Genomic DNA, 14,636 nt, shown 5'->3' on the forward strand with positions numbered 1-14,636 from the left:
GCATGATTGGCTTCCATGTGAAACCGGGCATGCGGCCGCCACATCGGCGTGCTTCTCGCCGGTTCGCCGATGACGGCACCGACATGGTTATTTGCGGGATGCCGCAAATCGAGCGACCCTGCCGGTGTGACTATGCGATGGCATCGAGGAGACTCGCATGATTTCCCTGACGATCAACGGAGAAAAGCACGAGCTCGACGTGCCCGACGGAATGCCCCTGTTGTGGGCGCTGCGCGACGTCGTCGGGCTCAGGGGCACGAAGTTCGGTTGCGGCATGTCGCTCTGCGGCGCCTGCACCGTCCACCTGGACGGACAGGCGACCCGCTCCTGCGTCACCCCCGTCTCGCAGGCCGCGGGCAAATCGGTCACGACCATCGAGGCGATGGGCGATGACGCCGTGGGGCGGCGCGTGCAGCAAGCCTGGCTCGATCTCGGCGTAGCCCAGTGCGGCTACTGCCAGGGCGGCCAGATCATGACCGCCACCGCGCTGCTCAAGAACAATCCCGCTCCCGACAGGCAGGAGATACGCGACGCGATGAACGGCAACCTGTGCCGGTGCGGCACGTACAACCGGATCGAGCAGGCCGTCGACCGCGCGGCGCAGGAACCGCGCGAGGAGGGGCAGGCATGAGCCAGGACAGCGACACCCTGCTGCTCGCGAACGTCAGCCGCCGGCATTTCCTGCAGGGTCTGGCCGCGGGCGGGGCCCTCGTCATCGCCGCGCGCTGGGACCTGGCGCTCGCCGAGGAGGACAAGGAATACGGTGCCGATGCCATGCCGCACGGCTGGGTCGACGATCCCAACGTGTTCATCCGCATCGACACCGACGGCACCGTCACCATCACCAACCACCGTTCCGAGATGGGGCAGGGCATCCGCACCAGTCTGGTGATGGTGGCCGCCGACGAGCTCGGAGCCGACTGGGACCGGGTGCGCGTCGAGCAGGCGCCGGGCGACGAGGAGAAATACGGCAACCAGAACACCGACGGCTCCCGCAGCATGCGGCACTGGTTCGATCCCATGCGCCGCAGCGCCGCGGCCGCCCGGACCATGCTCGAACGCGCCGCCGCCGAGCGCTGGCAGGTGCCGGTCGGCGAGTGCCGGGCCGAGGTGCATGTCGTGCGTCACGAGCCTTCCGGCCGCGAGCTCGGTTTTGGCGAGCTGGCCGCCGCCGCCCGCGAACTGCCGGTGCCGGACCGCAAGGAACTGGTGCTCAAGTCGCCGGACGAGTGGCGTTTCATCGGCCGCGAGACCGGGCCGTCCCGTCATGCGCGCGGTTTCGAGGTCGAACGTCCGCTGGCCATCGACGGCAAGGCGATCGTGAGCGGCGAGGCGGCCTACGGCGCGGACATCGTCCTCGACGACATGGTTTTCGCCACGGTCGCCCGGGCGCCGGCCTACGGCGCCACCGTCAAGGCCGTCGACGACGCCGAGACCCGCGGCATGCCGGGCGTGCTGGACGTAATCCGGATCGAGGGCACCGGCCAGCCGGCCGGCTTCAAGCCGCTGGGCGGAGTCGCGGTGGTCGCGGAGAACACCTGGGCCGCGATCGAGGGGCGCAAGGCGCTCGCCATCGAATGGGACTTCGGGCCCGCCGGCGACAATGCCTCTTACGATTCGGTCGCTTACAAGGAGATGCTCGAAACCGCCTCACGCTCGCCGGGCAAGAAGATCCGCGACCGCGGCGATATCGAACGGGCGCTGTCCGAGGCGTCGAATGTCGTCGAGGCGACCTACTACATGCCGCACATGGCGCAGGCCCCCATGGAGCCGCCGGTCGCCATCGCCCGGATCGTCGACGGCAAGGCGGAGGTCTGGGCGCCGGTCCAGAATCCGCAGGCGACACGGGAAGGCGTCGCGGAGCGGCTGGGCATCGACTTCGAGGACGTCACCGTGAACGTGACGCTCCTCGGCGGTGGTTTCGGGCGCAAGTCCAAGCCCGATTTCGTGTTCGAGGCCGTCGACCTGAGCAAGGCCCTCGACGGCCGTCCCGTGCGGGTGCAATGGACGCGCGAGGACGATCTGCACCATACCTATTTCCATGCCGTGTCGGTGGAGCGCCTCGACGCCGGCCTGGACGACGGCGGCAAGGTGACGGGCTGGCGTCACCGGACGCTGTCCCCCAGCATCAGCTCGCTGTTCCAGGAGGACCCGGAGCACAAGGCCGGCTTCGAGCTCGGCATGGGCTTCAACACGATGCCCTTCGACATCCCGGCCATCCGGCTGGAGAACCCGGAGGCGCCCGCGCACGTGCGCATCGGCTGGTTCCGTTCCGTCTACAACCTGCCGCACGCCTTCTCGATCCAGAGCTTCGCCGCCGAACTCGCCGCCGCGGCCGGCCGGGACCACCGCGATTTCCTGCTGGAGCTGCTGGGCCCGCCGCGCGAGATCGACCCGCGCAAGCTGGGCGACGAATGGAACTACGGCGAGAATCCCGCACTGTACCCGATCGACATCGCACGCATGCGCAAGGTGATCGAGACCGCCACCGAGGCCGCGGGCTGGGGCAGGGAGATGCCGCCCGGACGCGGTCTCGGCCTGGCGATGCACCACAGTTTCGCCTCCTACACGGCGGTGGTGCTCGACGTGGGTGTGGACGACGACGGCAACGTAACCGTGCACAACGCCGATATCGCGTTCGACTGCGGCCCCCAGGTCAACCCGGAGCGCATCCGCTCGCAGCTCGAGGGCGCCTGCGTCATGGGGATCGGGATCGCCCTGCAGAGCGAGATCAGCTTCGCCGAGGGCCGGGTCCAGCAGGACAACTTCCATCAGTACCTGATCCCGCGCATGGCGCAGGCACCGCGCGCGGTCCGTGTCCATCTGATCGAGCCCGCCGAGGACGCGGAGCTCGGCGGTGTCGGCGAGCCGGGACTGCCGCCCGTGCCGCCGGCCCTGTGCAATGCGATCCATGCCGCGACCGGCAAACGCATCCGGCAGCTGCCGGTCGGCGACCAACTGGCGGGCTAGGGTGCCGGGATACACACGGATCGGGCGGCGCGTCTGATGGTCGGGCTGCTGCTGGCCGCCGGTGCCGGCGCCCGCTACGGCGGCGACAAGCTGCTTGCCAGGCTGCCGGACGGCCGCACGCTCGCCGACGCCTCGGCCAGCGCCATGGCGGGCGTCCTGCAGCGGGTCGTCGCGATCGTGCGGCCGGGCGATCGCGTGCTGGCCGGCGTGCTCGCGGAGGCCGGTTGCGAGATCCGGGTGTGCCGGACGGCGGAAGAGGGCATGGGGGCCAGTCTCGCCTGCGGCGTGGCCCATACGGCGGATGCCGACGGCTGGATCGTCGGCCTGGCCGATATGCCGCTCATCCGGCGCGAGACCATCGCCCGGGTGGCCGACCTCCTGACGGGCGAGCCGCGCGCGATCGCGGCCCCGGTGCACGAGGGACGGCGGGGGCACCCGGTCGGTTTCGGCCGCGCCCATGGTCCGGACTTGCGCGCCCTGGGCGGTGACAGGGGCGCTCGCCCGGTGCTCGAATCCCACCGGGCCTGGCTGCGGACGTTCGACACCGACGACGCCGGCGTGCTCGCCGACGTGGATACCGACTCCGACTTGCGACGATTGGCGTGCATGGCAATGACAGCCACGGAAGAGGGGGCCTGAACGGTGACTGACACGAGCCCGGTCCGATCCGCCGTGACAGCCTCACCCCCGGTATGGCCCGTCCGGCAGGCGTGGCCCGATTGGCCGGTGTACGGACTCGACAGCGATCTGCTGCCCATCCTCGAGGATTGGCACGCCCGCGGGCATCGCGCCGCGCTGGCGACCCTGGTGAGCGTGTGCGGGTCCTCGCCGCGCCCCCTGGGCAGCGAGATGGCGGTCAACGACGCCGGCGAGGTCGCGGGCTATGTCTCCGGCGGTTGCGTGGAAGCCTCGGTCGCGGCCGAGGCGCGGCAGGTATTGGCGAACGGCGAGCCGGTCATGCTCGATTACGGCACCGGCAGCCCGGTACTGGACGTGCGGCTGGCCTGCGGGGGGCGGATCGGCATCCTGGTCTGGTCGCCGGGCGACCTCGGTATCTACACCAGCGCGCTGCGCGGGGCCCGCGACGCCCGGCACGCCATCACCCGCGACCTGGATCTGCGGGATGGCACGTATCGCTTCGCGGCACGCCCGTCGAGCGAGCCCGGCGAGCACGTATTCCGCCAACGTCACGTGCCGCCGTCGCGCCTGGTGCTGGTGGGTGGCGACCCGGTCACGCTGGCCCTGTGCCGGCAGGCGCCCATGCTGGGCTTCGAGGTCGTGCTGCTCCGGCCGTCCGGACCGCCGGAGCCGCCACCCGGCATGCCGGTGACGCACTACGACAACCGCCGCCTGGACAAGGCGCTGAATGAGCTCCGGATCGACCCGTACAGCGCGGTCTATACGCTGGCCCACGACATGGACGACGATCACGCTGTCCTGACGGCCGCGCTCGCATCCGACGCCTTCGCGATCGGCGCGCTCGGCAGCAAGCGCAAGGCGGCGGAACGCTTCCAGCGCCTGCGCGCCGAGGGCTTCGACGAGGACCGGATCGAGCGCGTCAGCAGCCCGGCAGGCCACGACATCGGCGCACAGGGGCCGCAAGAGATCGCATTGTCGATCTTGGCGGAATTGCTGGAATCCCGACCCCGTGATTCGGCCCGCATGGCCTCAGCGGCCTGAGGGCGTCCTGTCGAGTCGCTCCGCCTGCCGCAGGAGCCGCGGCAGCTCGCTGCGCGCACGGAACAGGTTCCAGGCGAGGAACGCACCGGCGATCTCCCAGTGGATACCGTCCGGGCCGGACGCGGCCAGGATCAACAGGCCGAGAAGCAGGAAGAACAAAAGACGCATGCTGGCGATCGGCAGATTCCGCCACCCGTCGCCGCCGTTGTAGCGGTAGAACAGGTAGGGCACCCACAGGGCCACGAGATGCGCGCCCAATCCGGCGACGCCGATGGGCGAAATGGCCGCCACGACCCCGACCGACGAGGTCCGGCAGAACTGCAGCAGCGCGAAAGGCCAGATCCGGCTGCGCTTGTCGATCCGGTTGAACAGCCGGAAACACCCGAATGTCGCGACCAGCACCGCAAACCATCCGAGCACGGCGCCCGCGGGCGGAAGCCAAGACAGGTATATGGCGGCCAATCCGGCGTATCCGGTCGCGACCGCCCAGACCCAAGGCATAACCGTCGGTGTCGGCACCCGGTGGCCGTTATAGCGCTCGCTAAGCTGGGGCGCCTCCTCGTAACGCTCGGCGATCCGGTCGTTGTCGACGTAACCGGTCTCGTAGATCGCCCAGAAGGAGACCAGCAGGAACGCCAGCCCCAGCACGTGCGGCCCCAGGGCGACCGCGCCGGCCAGGGTGGCCAGTACCCAGAACACGTAATCCTCCTGGATCACGCTGCGCCAGAGATAGCGCGCGCCAGGGCGCTTGACGCACGACAGATACACGAACGGCAAATAAACGCGCTCAAGGGCGCCACGCGAATCACTCATGGACACAATGATGCGGGTCCGGGGCGTCGAGTGCACGCGACGCGGATCGTGCGGCTGTGAGAGGGCCTTGTCGACGGCGATAGCGGGCCTCTACATCCATTCAGACATTATTTAACATAATATACATTATGCGTAATTTTAGCGGTCATGGCGGTGTTAGCTTATAGAACATTTTGGACAACCAACTTAGACGTTTTACATTCGCCAACTAAAGGCTTTGAATCGCCAGCTAAAGACTTTTAACTGTCGGTTTTGCCAACCTGAGTGTTTGAAACGTAATTCGGAAGCGTTGCCACACTGAGGCACGCAGCCGTTAGGAGAACGCGCCATCTAAGTGGGCAATCGCGAGCCACTGCACCTTTTGGCGCTCCCCGGCCATTAGAGCCTTGAGCGGCGTGCGGCGGCGAAGTGACGCAGACGGTGCGTTTAGCCAATCCCACGCCATATAGCCGTTCCCGAAGTTGGCAACGATCGCATGCAACCCTTCTACAGGCCGCCCGCTCGCGGCCAGTTGTTTTGCGGGCAACACATACGCTCGCCGGTCGCGCTTCCACGCAACCACCCGACCCTCACGGATCCAGCGCCGCACGGTTGAAGCCGACACGCCCGCGCGTTCGGCAACCTCCTTGGTGGACAGCAGATGCAACTTCGGACCTTTGCGTTTGGGGAGGCGCGCGTAGGCGGCCTCAGCCTCCGCGGGCGTCATGGGCAATTCGCGAGTGCCCTGGATAGACAACAGTTCGTCGTCGTACGTTGGCCCCCGAGGCACGTCGATGCTGCGCTGTGCGATTTGCGCCAGGGCGTCACGCAGCATTCCCTCAAATGTGTCCGCGCGTTTACAGGCCTCGTGAATTTGTTCTTTAGGTAACACATCAAGTACACGACGTACTCGATTGAGTAATATCTCAATCTTCTGCTCGATGTCGCGACTAGCGGTGGTGTTGCGGCGTCTGGAGCCTTTCATCGAAGCATCCTCATGCCCTGGCGCGTCAGTCCAGGCCTGCAATAGCAGGCACCGATTGACCCTGGAGCGGCCTCATCAAGCGCTCGCCAGTTTTTATAGCCTCTCGAGTTGATCGAGATGCTTATAGAACTTTAGGCCGCACCACAGCGCACCTACCAACACTGCCAGGATGAGCGCCCAACCGATGGCATACTCCCGGGCATTCTCGGCAAGCCCGACGATAAAGAAGGCCGTGAAATAGCCACCGGCAACGATCACGCAGCCGATTGTCAGGTCCCGGTATAGCTTTACCCGCTCCCTCACTGCGTCCAATTTGGACATCGCTAGCTCCCTTCTGAGGGCATTCTGCCAAGCCTATGCCGTTCCATCGCCTGGTGCCATTGGTCCTCATCGGCGTGCAGATAAATCCCCGTTGTCTCCAGTTTCGCGTGGCGCGCGCTCTTATTGAGGTACCGGAGCTCGATGGCGCGGTCGGCCTGGTGGGTGACCGCCGTGTGCCGCAGCCAGTGGGTGGTCGCCCGGCGGAGCTTCGCCGCCTGGGCTGCGTTGCAACGGGCCAACACGGCCGCGGCTCGCCGGCAGGTGTCGCGGACGATGCGATAGATCATGTCGGCGCTGATGCCCGCTTGTCCCCGCAGATCCAGGACCAACGCCCGATCCTCGTGGGGTTCCGGCATGGCCGGCCAGTGGTAAAACCGTCGGTAGCGTGATAAAGCGGCCAGCACATCGCTGTTCGCGGGCACGCGCTCGGTCTTGCCGCCTTTGCCCTTGATGCGCCACCACCACTTGCCCCGCCGCAACTCGAAATCGCCCATGCGGCCATTGGCGAGCTCACTCACGCGCGGGCCCATCAAGTACAGCAGTGAGAAGACATAGAGGGTGCGTTCGGCCCGCGCCCGTTGGGTGGGCGTCTCGCGCGGCAACGCCAGAATAAACTCCAACAGATAGGCCCAGATCTCGTGTTCGAGGAAGCGCTCGACGGTGGCACGCGTGGCTTTGGCCTGACGCAGCTTGGCCGTGTCGCCGCGTGCCAACGCCAGCGGGTTGCCGGCCAAATACCCGGCCGAGACCAGGTAGGCAAACATCGCATTGAGGATCGTCAGGGCCTGGGCCTGGCTGCTCGGGCCAAGCGGCCCACGAAACGGCCGCCATGCCGGGCTCGTGCGCGGCGCCCGGCCGCCGCACCACACTTCGCGGGGTTGCGGATCCGCCAAAAATGCCTGGTATGCCCGCAGGTCCTCGCGGGACAAGTCGGATACGGCCACGCCCCGTTCCTGGGTGGCCCACAGGACCAGGCGCTCGGCCTCCTTGCGGTAGTTGCGAAACGTGGTCGGCGTGTTGGCGAACTCCGCCAGCCAGCACGCGATCGCCTCGAGGTCGTTGGTGGCGCCGATCAGCGGTTGGCATGCGAACGTGCGGTTGCCGCCGTTGCGGCCGTCGAGCTCGGCCGGAATCGCCCAGGTGGGATTGTGAGACGCGGGGGCGAGAAAGCGTTGTGACAGGCCCATGTTTGACCGCCCTTTCGGCCGCAAAATTCATTCGTGATTATAGGCGTAATCACGAATGAATGGCGACATTACGCTCCCCGTCCGGTACGATGTGGAACGCCAATTGTGTCACCGTTAGGACCGGCCGAAACCACCGACGACGTCGCCTGGTCGCCAACCACAGGTGCAGTCGCCACCCCACTTCGGGGTCACCTGCCCAGATGCCCATGAGCGGATTCGGACAGCGGGCTGCCGGCGTGTCGATAATGCAACATAAGACGCCCCGGTCGGTGTGGCTTAACTCGCCGTGCCGGGCACTCGGATGAGTATGCCAATCCCCCAAATAGGTTTTTCGGTGTCCGGATGCCTGGTAATGCTCGGCGATACGCGCCGTTTGCCAAGCTTGATCCGGCGCGAAGGCACGTCGCTCGTAGACTGCAGCGGGGCCCGGGCCGATCAAGGCCGTGACCACGGGGCCTTTGCCCGGGCACCAGTACCCCATGAACACGCCGCCGGTCTCGAGTGGGAATTTGGCATTCGCCTCGTCGCGGCACGCCTGCAGGATGCTTGCCGGGATCCATGCCGCGGTATCGGTCGGCCTCTCCGTAGAGGCGTTCAACACCCGCAGCTCGGGTGTCGTGGCAGGTCGACGACGTGCCACGATGGCGGCGCGCGACGTCCATCCTGATCCACTAAGCTTAGGGTCTGCACGAGTGAGTTGCCGGCACTGCCCTGCTCCAGCGTCTCGAGCGCGAGCCGCGCGGTCTGCAACGACAGCTCCTGAAGGTCAAAGCTGGCCCCCATAAACGTGCGTTCCGCGCAGCCCGGCGGCTGGCGCAGCGAATCGTCTTCACGGTAGCCCGGCGGCGGCTCGATCTCCTGGTCATGCCATGCGCAAAGCAGGCAGTTAGGGCAGCCGCCGGTCGGGGTGTGGCGGACAACAGCACCGCCGTGGACATTAGGCATCGCGAACAAGCTGATCAATGGGCGGTCGTGGGCACGGCAACGCTGCGCCAAGTAGCTCACCACACCGTGTGACGCGCTGGCGTCAATCACGAGGTCGGTTATTGTTAACAGATCGTCCAAATCTGGCCCCTGCCCGCAACCGACTGCTGGATCGGGCAGCCCGAGTTGCCATGGGTGGATTTCCACCGATGTTGCGGGGTATTCGGATACCAGAAACTGCTTCAAGGCCTGGGCCTTGGGCAGGCCCCAACACGAGGCCCCCAATGGCCAGCGCACGCTGTTGCCGGGCTCGACGATGTCGGACTCAATGAGATGAAGGGTGCGGCAACCGTTGCGCGCCAATTCCACCGCGAGGGGTGCACCGACCGCCCCGACACCAACGATGACCATGCATCGTTCGCGCAGTTGACGCACGGCCGGCACACGGTACCCCAAATCGTGGTCGCCGGCGCGATAGACAGGCACGATGGAGGCTTTATTCTGGTCAGGCTTTTGGCGTTTACGCTTTCCCCTTTGCTTCGGGGTATTCGGCTTGTCGGACAGCTGAAACAGCGTCCACCCGACCGCTTTTTCTTCTGCCGCGATTTCCATGGGGTACGCGATCGCAAACAAGTCGATGCGACGACGGTGCGTTGCGATCGCCGGGCGACGGTTGCGGCGAAGCCAATCGCGCTCTTGCTGCAGCTGCGCCATTTGCGATCCCCACCCCGCCCTGCCGCGTGGCAGCAGTGTGTCGTGCAAACGCGCCCACGGAATAAAGGCTGCCTTACCGTCGTCCGCGATCTCCTTGGGCAAAGGCCCGGTTGCACAGTGCACGACACGCCTTTGGTGGTCGAGAACCTTCGTCACTGCTGCGCGAAGCAGGGGCACATTTGATCCCCGCTCGAGCGCTGGCATAACAGTGGGTGGCTTAAGGGTGTAGCGAAGCTCTAAGTAGCCCTCTTCGACCGAACCCAAATCCCACGCACTGTCGACAAGACAGTAGGCGCCACGTATGCCGAGGCCGTTCCACCAATATTCCGCCGGTTCGCCCTGGGGATCCTCGTCGCCACCTCCCCGCAACGTTGTCTCAAGCTGCATTTGAAGAAGCTCGCATAAGGTCCAGCGAGATTGCCATTGCCTCGTGTCCCGACCGAGCAGACACAGGTCGCCCTCAACTGGGCTCACATGACGGTCGGGCACGGGATCGAGCCCCGATATCAGCGCCACCTGCGGGCGCATCTCCGGGAACTCGTGCGGATATACAACCCCCAGCCGCAGTGTTGTTGTCGCGTCCAGGGGCCAGTCGAATTGAATGCCGAGCAACCCGGCTTGGATGGCTTCGGGGCTAGGCTCAGGCCGAATGTCCGCGCTCAGCAGTACTTTGATTTCGTGGTGCAGACGCCCAGGGTATCGCTTCTCCCAGGAGGGCTCGAAAGCGCCCAACTCGTCGAGCACATCCTGAACACTGGGCGGATCAAACACCCGTTAACCGACCTTCTTAACCAACCTTTCGCGGCGGCGGCTCCGGTGGTTCGGGCGGTCCCGGCGGGACGTCGCCTGGCGGGCCGGGCGGCACGCCTTCAGGCGGGCCGCCGCCCTGGCCGGGATTCTCGGGAGGCTTGTTACCGGGATCGTTAGGTCTACCAAGCATTGGTCCACCCATCCGCTACATATCGGTTCATTAATAACATACCGCACTATATCTTGTGGTTCAAGTGACTGACGGCAGCGGATTCAACCGGTCGTTGCAACACGTGACCGAAGGCGATTGTGATGGCCAATCGGCGGTTCATCGTGAACGTTCATCGAAAGGCCGGTAACCCTGGCTTCGCGCGACCCGGCGGCACACGGGCTGGCGTCAGTCGGCCACGGCGGTTCCGGCCGATGAGTAACCTGGGTTGGTTGCTCCCGGCCAGACTCAGCGGAGTTGTTGCGTTTATTTCGATTGTTTCGTATATTGCGGCTATGGATGAGAAACAGAGTACGCCATGACGCGCTACCCAGATGACGACTTGAAGTTGCCGTCCAGCGACGAGTCGGCACAAGCCCGAGAAGCCAGCCAAGCCTTGGCGCAGCTGCTCGAGCAGCCGAACGGCACCGTGCGCATGAGCGATGGGGCGGGCTCCAGCGTGTTTGAATTGCCGACGTCAGCGGCCAAGATGCTTTTGCGCATCCTCAGTGAGATGGCCAGCGGGAACGCGATTACGCTGATGCCCGTGCACGCGGAATTGACTACCCAGGAGGCCGCCGACCTGCTCAATGTCTCGCGGCCGTATCTAGTGAAATTGCTGGAGAAAGGCGAAATCCCCTATCGCAAGGTCGGCACCCATCGTCGGGTGTTGGTCAGCGACCTACTCGACCACAAAGAACGGCGCAGGGCCGAGCAAAAACGCGACCTCGAGGAATTGACGGCTATCGCTGTGGATCACGACATGGGCTATTGACGTGTCCCGGTTCACCGTCATCTTCGATGCCAATGTCCTGTATCCCGCGCCGTCCCGTGACCTATTGGTGCAGCTGGCCACCACCGGTCTATTCCGGGCACACTGGACCAAGGAGATTCACGACGAATGGATCCGCAACCTCAAAGCCAAGCGGCCCGAGCTATCGGACGCGGCCCTCACCCGCACGCGTGAGTTGATGGACCGAGTGGTGGATGACGCTCGGGTCACCGGTTACGAACCCCTGATTGAGGGACTGCATTTACCCGACCCCGACGATCGCCACGTCCTCGCTGCGGCGCTTCGCGCCGGTGCCGATGCGATCGTGACCTTCAATCTAAAGGATTTTCCCGAAGCGGCGCTGGCGCCTTACGATGTTGAGGCCCTCCACCCCGATGCCTTCGTGTCGTACCAGTGCGACTTGGCACAAGCGACAGTTTGCGAAGCCGTCCGGTTGATCCGTGGGCGACTGCACAATCCACCCTACGATGTCGATGCCTACCTGACTCATCTCGCCGCCAGCGGCTACCCAGCGACCGCCGAGACGCTGCGCGGTTGGCGTAATTTTCTATGAATTCCAATTTGGGAGATCGATCGAACCGTAGCAAGAAAGCGGTGGACTCCAGGAAGCTCCCTGAATCTCGGACCAGTCGGCTCGACACCGTAGAGTTCGCGGTGGTCGTCGATAAACGCCACCATCACTTGTATCAGCGGTCGAGCTTCGCCTGGGCAAAGCCGAGGCCTCGCACCTCTGCGGAATATCGCTTCGTCGTGTTCATGACTCCATCCTCTGCAAGAAATGGAGCCTCTGGGAATCTCAGGGCGGTTCAGGGGGGTCTGCCCGCCCGCCGGCCATGCTGCTAAGCTGGATACGCATGCGCCTGGAGCTGTTCACCGCGCCATATTGTCCCCATTGCTCGTCGGCTCGGGAGCAGTTGGCGGCAGCGCTCGCTGCCTGGCCGCTCGGCGACACGGTCGAGCTGGTGCAACGAGACGTGTTGCAGCATCTCGACCGCGCCGTCGATCTGTGTATCCAACGGGCGCCAGCCCTGGTGCTAGACGGCGAATTGATCCAGCAGGGGGCGCTGGATCTCGGGGCGCTGCACCACCGGATTCGCGAGAGGACACCATGCGGATGAGCATCGGCGAGACGTCGAGATCGACCGGCCTGTCGATCGACACCCTGCGCTACTACGAGAAGATCGGGCTGCTGCCCCGGGTGGCACGCGATCCCGGCGGTCGGCGGTGCTTCCACGATGCCGACCTGTCCAGGCTGCGTTTCATCCGCCGCGCCCAGGCCTGCAACTTCTCCCTGGAGGAGATCCGGCAGATGCTCGCGCTGCGCGATACGCCCGAGGTCCCGCGTCCCGAAGTACAACACCTGACCGAGCAAAAGCTCGCCGAGATCGAGCAGCGACTCGCCGATCTGGACCGGCTCAAGCGCGAGCTGGAGCTTCTGCTCAACTTGTGCCGCACCAGCCAGGACGGCTGCCCGATCATCGACAGCCTCGGAGGGGAGTAAGGGGCACCCCTAGCTTGCCCTGGAGCCGACTCCAGATCATAGGATGCGGCCCGCAAGCGAGGGGAAAACGATCGCGATGCGATCGTGGAGCTTCATCCGAAAACCCGTAGGAGGTCGTTATGACCGAGCTGAGATACGACGAGCGCTGTGTCGAGTCCGCCCTCGCCTGTGTTCGGGCATGTGAAACATGCGTGAACTGCTGTCTTGAGCAGGAGGGCATGGAGGAATGTCTACGCATCTGCCTCGAGTGCGCGGATATCTGCCAGGCCTGCGCGCGATCAATGGCGCGTGGCTCGACCCAGGCCGCCCTAATCTGCGGCTACTGCGCCCAGATGTGCGAGGCCTGCGCCGAAGAGTGCGCCAAGTATGACCAGCAGCCCTGCCAGGAGTGCGCGCAAGCCTGCCGCACTTGTGCCGAGGCCTGCCGGGCGGTGGTCTGATACCGGTCTGCCAGCGGGGGCCTAGCGCCCCGCTGGCCCTTCCCGCGCGTGCGGCCTAACCGCAGCCCGGGACGTCGCGCCGTTTATCCTCGAATCGCGATGCGACATTCGGCCAACGCCGAGATCGACCGATGATCGACGCACTCGCTGAAAGCCTGCTCATTGGCCTGGGCCTGTTCTACAAGGCCCTGTGGCCGATTCTATTCGGCGTCATGCTGACGGCTCTGATCGAGACCCTGATCGACCAGGACCGGCTGGCGGATATCTTGGGCGGACGCGACCTGCTCACCACCGGCAAGGCCACCGCGGCTGGAGTCGCCAGCTCCGCTTGCACCTTCGGGGCATTGAGCATCACCCAGACGCTGTTCAAGAAAGGCGCCTCCGCCGAAGCCTCGTTCGCCTTCAGCTTCGCGTCGACCAACCTGGTGATCGAGCTGGGCATCCTAATCTACGCCCTGCTCGGTTGGCAGTTCCTGCTGGCCGAGCTGCTGGGCGGCTTTCTGCTGATCAGTATCATGTACGTCTTGGTGCGGTTGACGCTGCCGAAGCGGATGTTTGAAGAGGCACGCACCCGCCTGCGAGAGCAGTTCCGGAAGGATCCCCCGCCGGTGGTATTCACGCGCAGCGTCGCCACCCGGGCAGACTGGCGCCAGCAATTGACGACGATCGAAGGCTGGCAACGCATCGCCCACAACTATTTCCACACTTTGGGCAAAATCTACAAGAGCGCCCTGTTCGGCTTCCTGATCGCAGGCTTCATCGTTGCCCTTGTGCCGACAGCGTTCTGGACCACCCTGTTTCTGGAACCGACCGGGCCGATCGGCATCGCCGAGAACGCGGTTATGGGCGTGCTCGCGGGCGTGGCTAGCTTCATCGGCTCGATCGGCAATGTGCCCTTCGCGGCCGCCTTGTGGGCCTCGGGAGTGTCATTCGCCGGGGTGATCGCCTGCATCTACGCCGACCTAATCACGATCCCGATCATGAACCTGTGGAAGAAGTTCTTCGGCAGGAAGGCGGCCGTCTACATCTTCGCGATCTTCTTCCTGACCATGGTGACCAGCGCGGTGCTGATGGAGCAGCTATTCAGCGCGCTCGGCTGGATCCCGCCACGCCTTAGCGCGGAGGGACTCATGAGCTTTCTGGAGGTCAAATTCGATTTCACACTGGTCATGACGGTGCTCGCGCTGCTCGGCACCGGCGTGCTCTATATCCTCAGACACACGGCTTCGCTACCCAACACATCGGAGTAGTGCCCAAGTGGACCCGGGCCCGGACAGGCGCCGCTTGAGCTTCTGAATCTTCCGATTCGAGCTGAGCAACCCGTCCCCCAAGCGGCGCGGGTTCCATGGATTGGGCGGTGCCCGGTTTCGC

General features: G+C 65.1%; 16 protein-coding genes and 1 other annotated feature. Of the genes, 10 read left to right on the forward strand and 6 right to left on the reverse strand.

The features are described 5' to 3' along the window. The first annotated feature begins 157 nt into the window (after positions 1-157). The 4 genes from PC39_RS10335 (at position 158) to PC39_RS10350 (ending at position 4,650) form a co-directional block, all read left to right on the forward strand. Complete coding sequence (locus PC39_RS10335) at positions 158-631, forward strand: (2Fe-2S)-binding protein (protein ID WP_353253307.1); 474 nt, start codon at positions 158-160, stop codon at positions 629-631. Then, positions 628-2,970 carry a xanthine dehydrogenase family protein molybdopterin-binding subunit gene (locus PC39_RS10340; RefSeq protein WP_353253308.1) on the forward strand — a complete coding sequence of 781 codons (2,343 nt, stop codon included), beginning with the start codon at positions 628-630 and terminating at the stop codon, positions 2,968-2,970. The genes PC39_RS10335 and PC39_RS10340 overlap by 4 nt, the downstream gene beginning before the upstream one ends. 36 nt (positions 2,971-3,006) lie before the next feature. Beyond that, complete coding sequence (locus PC39_RS10345; protein ID WP_353253309.1) at positions 3,007-3,609, forward strand: nucleotidyltransferase family protein; 603 nt, start codon at positions 3,007-3,009, stop codon at positions 3,607-3,609. 87 nt (positions 3,610-3,696) lie between these two features. Continuing rightward, a complete protein-coding gene (locus PC39_RS10350; RefSeq protein ID WP_353253310.1) occupies positions 3,697-4,650 on the forward strand; it encodes an XdhC family protein in 954 nt (317 codons plus the stop codon). Here the strand turns inward: PC39_RS10350 and PC39_RS10355 are convergent. The 6 genes from PC39_RS10355 to PC39_RS10380 form a co-directional block, all read right to left on the reverse strand. Further along, positions 4,639-5,463: a hypothetical protein gene (locus tag PC39_RS10355; RefSeq protein WP_353253311.1), complete on the reverse strand. Its 825-nt coding sequence runs from the start codon at positions 5,461-5,463 to the stop codon at positions 4,639-4,641. The genes PC39_RS10350 and PC39_RS10355 overlap by 12 nt on opposite strands. Before the next feature lie 313 nt (positions 5,464-5,776). Further along, a complete protein-coding gene (locus PC39_RS10360; protein WP_353253312.1) occupies positions 5,777-6,427 on the reverse strand; it encodes a helix-turn-helix domain-containing protein in 651 nt (216 codons plus the stop codon). Between the two features lie 93 nt (positions 6,428-6,520). Continuing rightward, positions 6,521-6,748: a hypothetical protein gene (locus PC39_RS10365; RefSeq protein WP_353253313.1), complete on the reverse strand. Its 228-nt coding sequence runs from the start codon at positions 6,746-6,748 to the stop codon at positions 6,521-6,523. Between the two features lie 2 nt (positions 6,749-6,750). Beyond that, positions 6,751-7,935 (reverse strand): tyrosine-type recombinase/integrase, encoded by a 1,185-nt coding sequence (locus PC39_RS10370; RefSeq protein ID WP_353253314.1) that lies wholly within the window; start codon positions 7,933-7,935, stop codon positions 6,751-6,753. 49 nt (positions 7,936-7,984) lie between these two features. Beyond that, positions 7,985-8,575 carry a Mov34/MPN/PAD-1 family protein gene (locus tag PC39_RS10375; protein WP_353253315.1) on the reverse strand — a complete coding sequence of 197 codons (591 nt, stop codon included), beginning with the start codon at positions 8,573-8,575 and terminating at the stop codon, positions 7,985-7,987. Continuing rightward, entirely contained in the window at positions 8,530-10,344 is a 1,815-nt protein-coding gene (locus PC39_RS10380; protein ID WP_353253316.1) for a ThiF family adenylyltransferase, read from the reverse strand. The genes PC39_RS10375 and PC39_RS10380 overlap by 46 nt, the downstream gene beginning before the upstream one ends. Before the next feature lie 506 nt (positions 10,345-10,850). On the opposite strand from PC39_RS10380, the gene PC39_RS10385 reads away from it, so the two are divergent. From PC39_RS10385 to PC39_RS10410, 6 genes are all read left to right on the forward strand, one after another. Then, the gene (locus PC39_RS10385; RefSeq protein WP_353253317.1) at positions 10,851-11,306 is read left to right on the forward strand and encodes a helix-turn-helix domain-containing protein; all 456 of its coding nucleotides are present in this window, start codon (positions 10,851-10,853) and stop codon (positions 11,304-11,306) included. 1 nt (position 11,307) lies between these two features. After that, entirely contained in the window at positions 11,308-11,877 is a 570-nt protein-coding gene (locus PC39_RS10390) for a VapC50 family PIN domain-containing toxin (RefSeq protein ID WP_353253318.1), read from the forward strand. Positions 11,878-11,916: 39 nt separating this feature from the next. Beyond that, positions 11,917-12,040 (reverse strand) — a sequence feature (AL1L pseudoknot). A gap of 138 nt (positions 12,041-12,178) precedes the next feature. Further along, complete coding sequence (locus tag PC39_RS10395) at positions 12,179-12,442, forward strand: hypothetical protein (RefSeq protein ID WP_353253319.1); 264 nt, start codon at positions 12,179-12,181, stop codon at positions 12,440-12,442. Further along, positions 12,433-12,825: a heavy metal-responsive transcriptional regulator gene (locus PC39_RS10400; protein ID WP_353253320.1), complete on the forward strand. Its 393-nt coding sequence runs from the start codon at positions 12,433-12,435 to the stop codon at positions 12,823-12,825. The genes PC39_RS10395 and PC39_RS10400 overlap by 10 nt, the downstream gene beginning before the upstream one ends. Before the next feature lie 119 nt (positions 12,826-12,944). After that, on the forward strand, positions 12,945-13,265 hold the full coding sequence (locus PC39_RS10405; RefSeq protein ID WP_353253321.1) for a four-helix bundle copper-binding protein: 321 nt from the start codon (positions 12,945-12,947) through the stop codon (positions 13,263-13,265). Positions 13,266-13,396: 131 nt separating this feature from the next. Next, positions 13,397-14,515: a permease gene (locus PC39_RS10410; RefSeq protein ID WP_353253322.1), complete on the forward strand. Its 1,119-nt coding sequence runs from the start codon at positions 13,397-13,399 to the stop codon at positions 14,513-14,515. Positions 14,516-14,636 lie beyond the last annotated feature (121 nt).

Origin of the sequence: Salinisphaera sp. PC39 (assembly GCF_040361335.1) — a bacterium.
In the GTDB taxonomy this organism is placed as follows: domain Bacteria; phylum Pseudomonadota; class Gammaproteobacteria; order Nevskiales; family Salinisphaeraceae; genus APNM01.

What these genes read in the sequence shown, in the direction of transcription:
- PC39_RS10335 (WP_353253307.1), top strand. Translation starts at nt 158, where the DNA reads ATGATTTCCCTGACGATCAACGGAGAAAAGCACGAGCTCGACGTGCCC.
- PC39_RS10340 (WP_353253308.1), top strand. Translation starts at nt 628, where the DNA reads ATGAGCCAGGACAGCGACACCCTGCTGCTCGCGAACGTCAGCCGCCGG.
- PC39_RS10345 (WP_353253309.1), top strand. Translation starts at nt 3,007, where the DNA reads ATGGTCGGGCTGCTGCTGGCCGCCGGTGCCGGCGCCCGCTACGGCGGC.
- PC39_RS10355 (WP_353253311.1), bottom strand. Translation starts at nt 5,463, where the DNA reads ATGAGTGATTCGCGTGGCGCCCTTGAGCGCGTTTATTTGCCGTTCGTG.
- PC39_RS10360 (WP_353253312.1), bottom strand. Translation starts at nt 6,427, where the DNA reads ATGAAAGGCTCCAGACGCCGCAACACCACCGCTAGTCGCGACATCGAG.
- PC39_RS10365 (WP_353253313.1), bottom strand. Translation starts at nt 6,748, where the DNA reads ATGTCCAAATTGGACGCAGTGAGGGAGCGGGTAAAGCTATACCGGGAC.
- PC39_RS10370 (WP_353253314.1), bottom strand. Translation starts at nt 7,935, where the DNA reads ATGGGCCTGTCACAACGCTTTCTCGCCCCCGCGTCTCACAATCCCACC.
- PC39_RS10385 (WP_353253317.1), top strand. Translation starts at nt 10,851, where the DNA reads ATGACGCGCTACCCAGATGACGACTTGAAGTTGCCGTCCAGCGACGAG.
- PC39_RS10395 (WP_353253319.1), top strand. Translation starts at nt 12,179, where the DNA reads ATGCGCCTGGAGCTGTTCACCGCGCCATATTGTCCCCATTGCTCGTCG.
- PC39_RS10400 (WP_353253320.1), top strand. Translation starts at nt 12,433, where the DNA reads ATGCGGATGAGCATCGGCGAGACGTCGAGATCGACCGGCCTGTCGATC.
- PC39_RS10405 (WP_353253321.1), top strand. Translation starts at nt 12,945, where the DNA reads ATGACCGAGCTGAGATACGACGAGCGCTGTGTCGAGTCCGCCCTCGCC.
- PC39_RS10410 (WP_353253322.1), top strand. Translation starts at nt 13,397, where the DNA reads ATGATCGACGCACTCGCTGAAAGCCTGCTCATTGGCCTGGGCCTGTTC.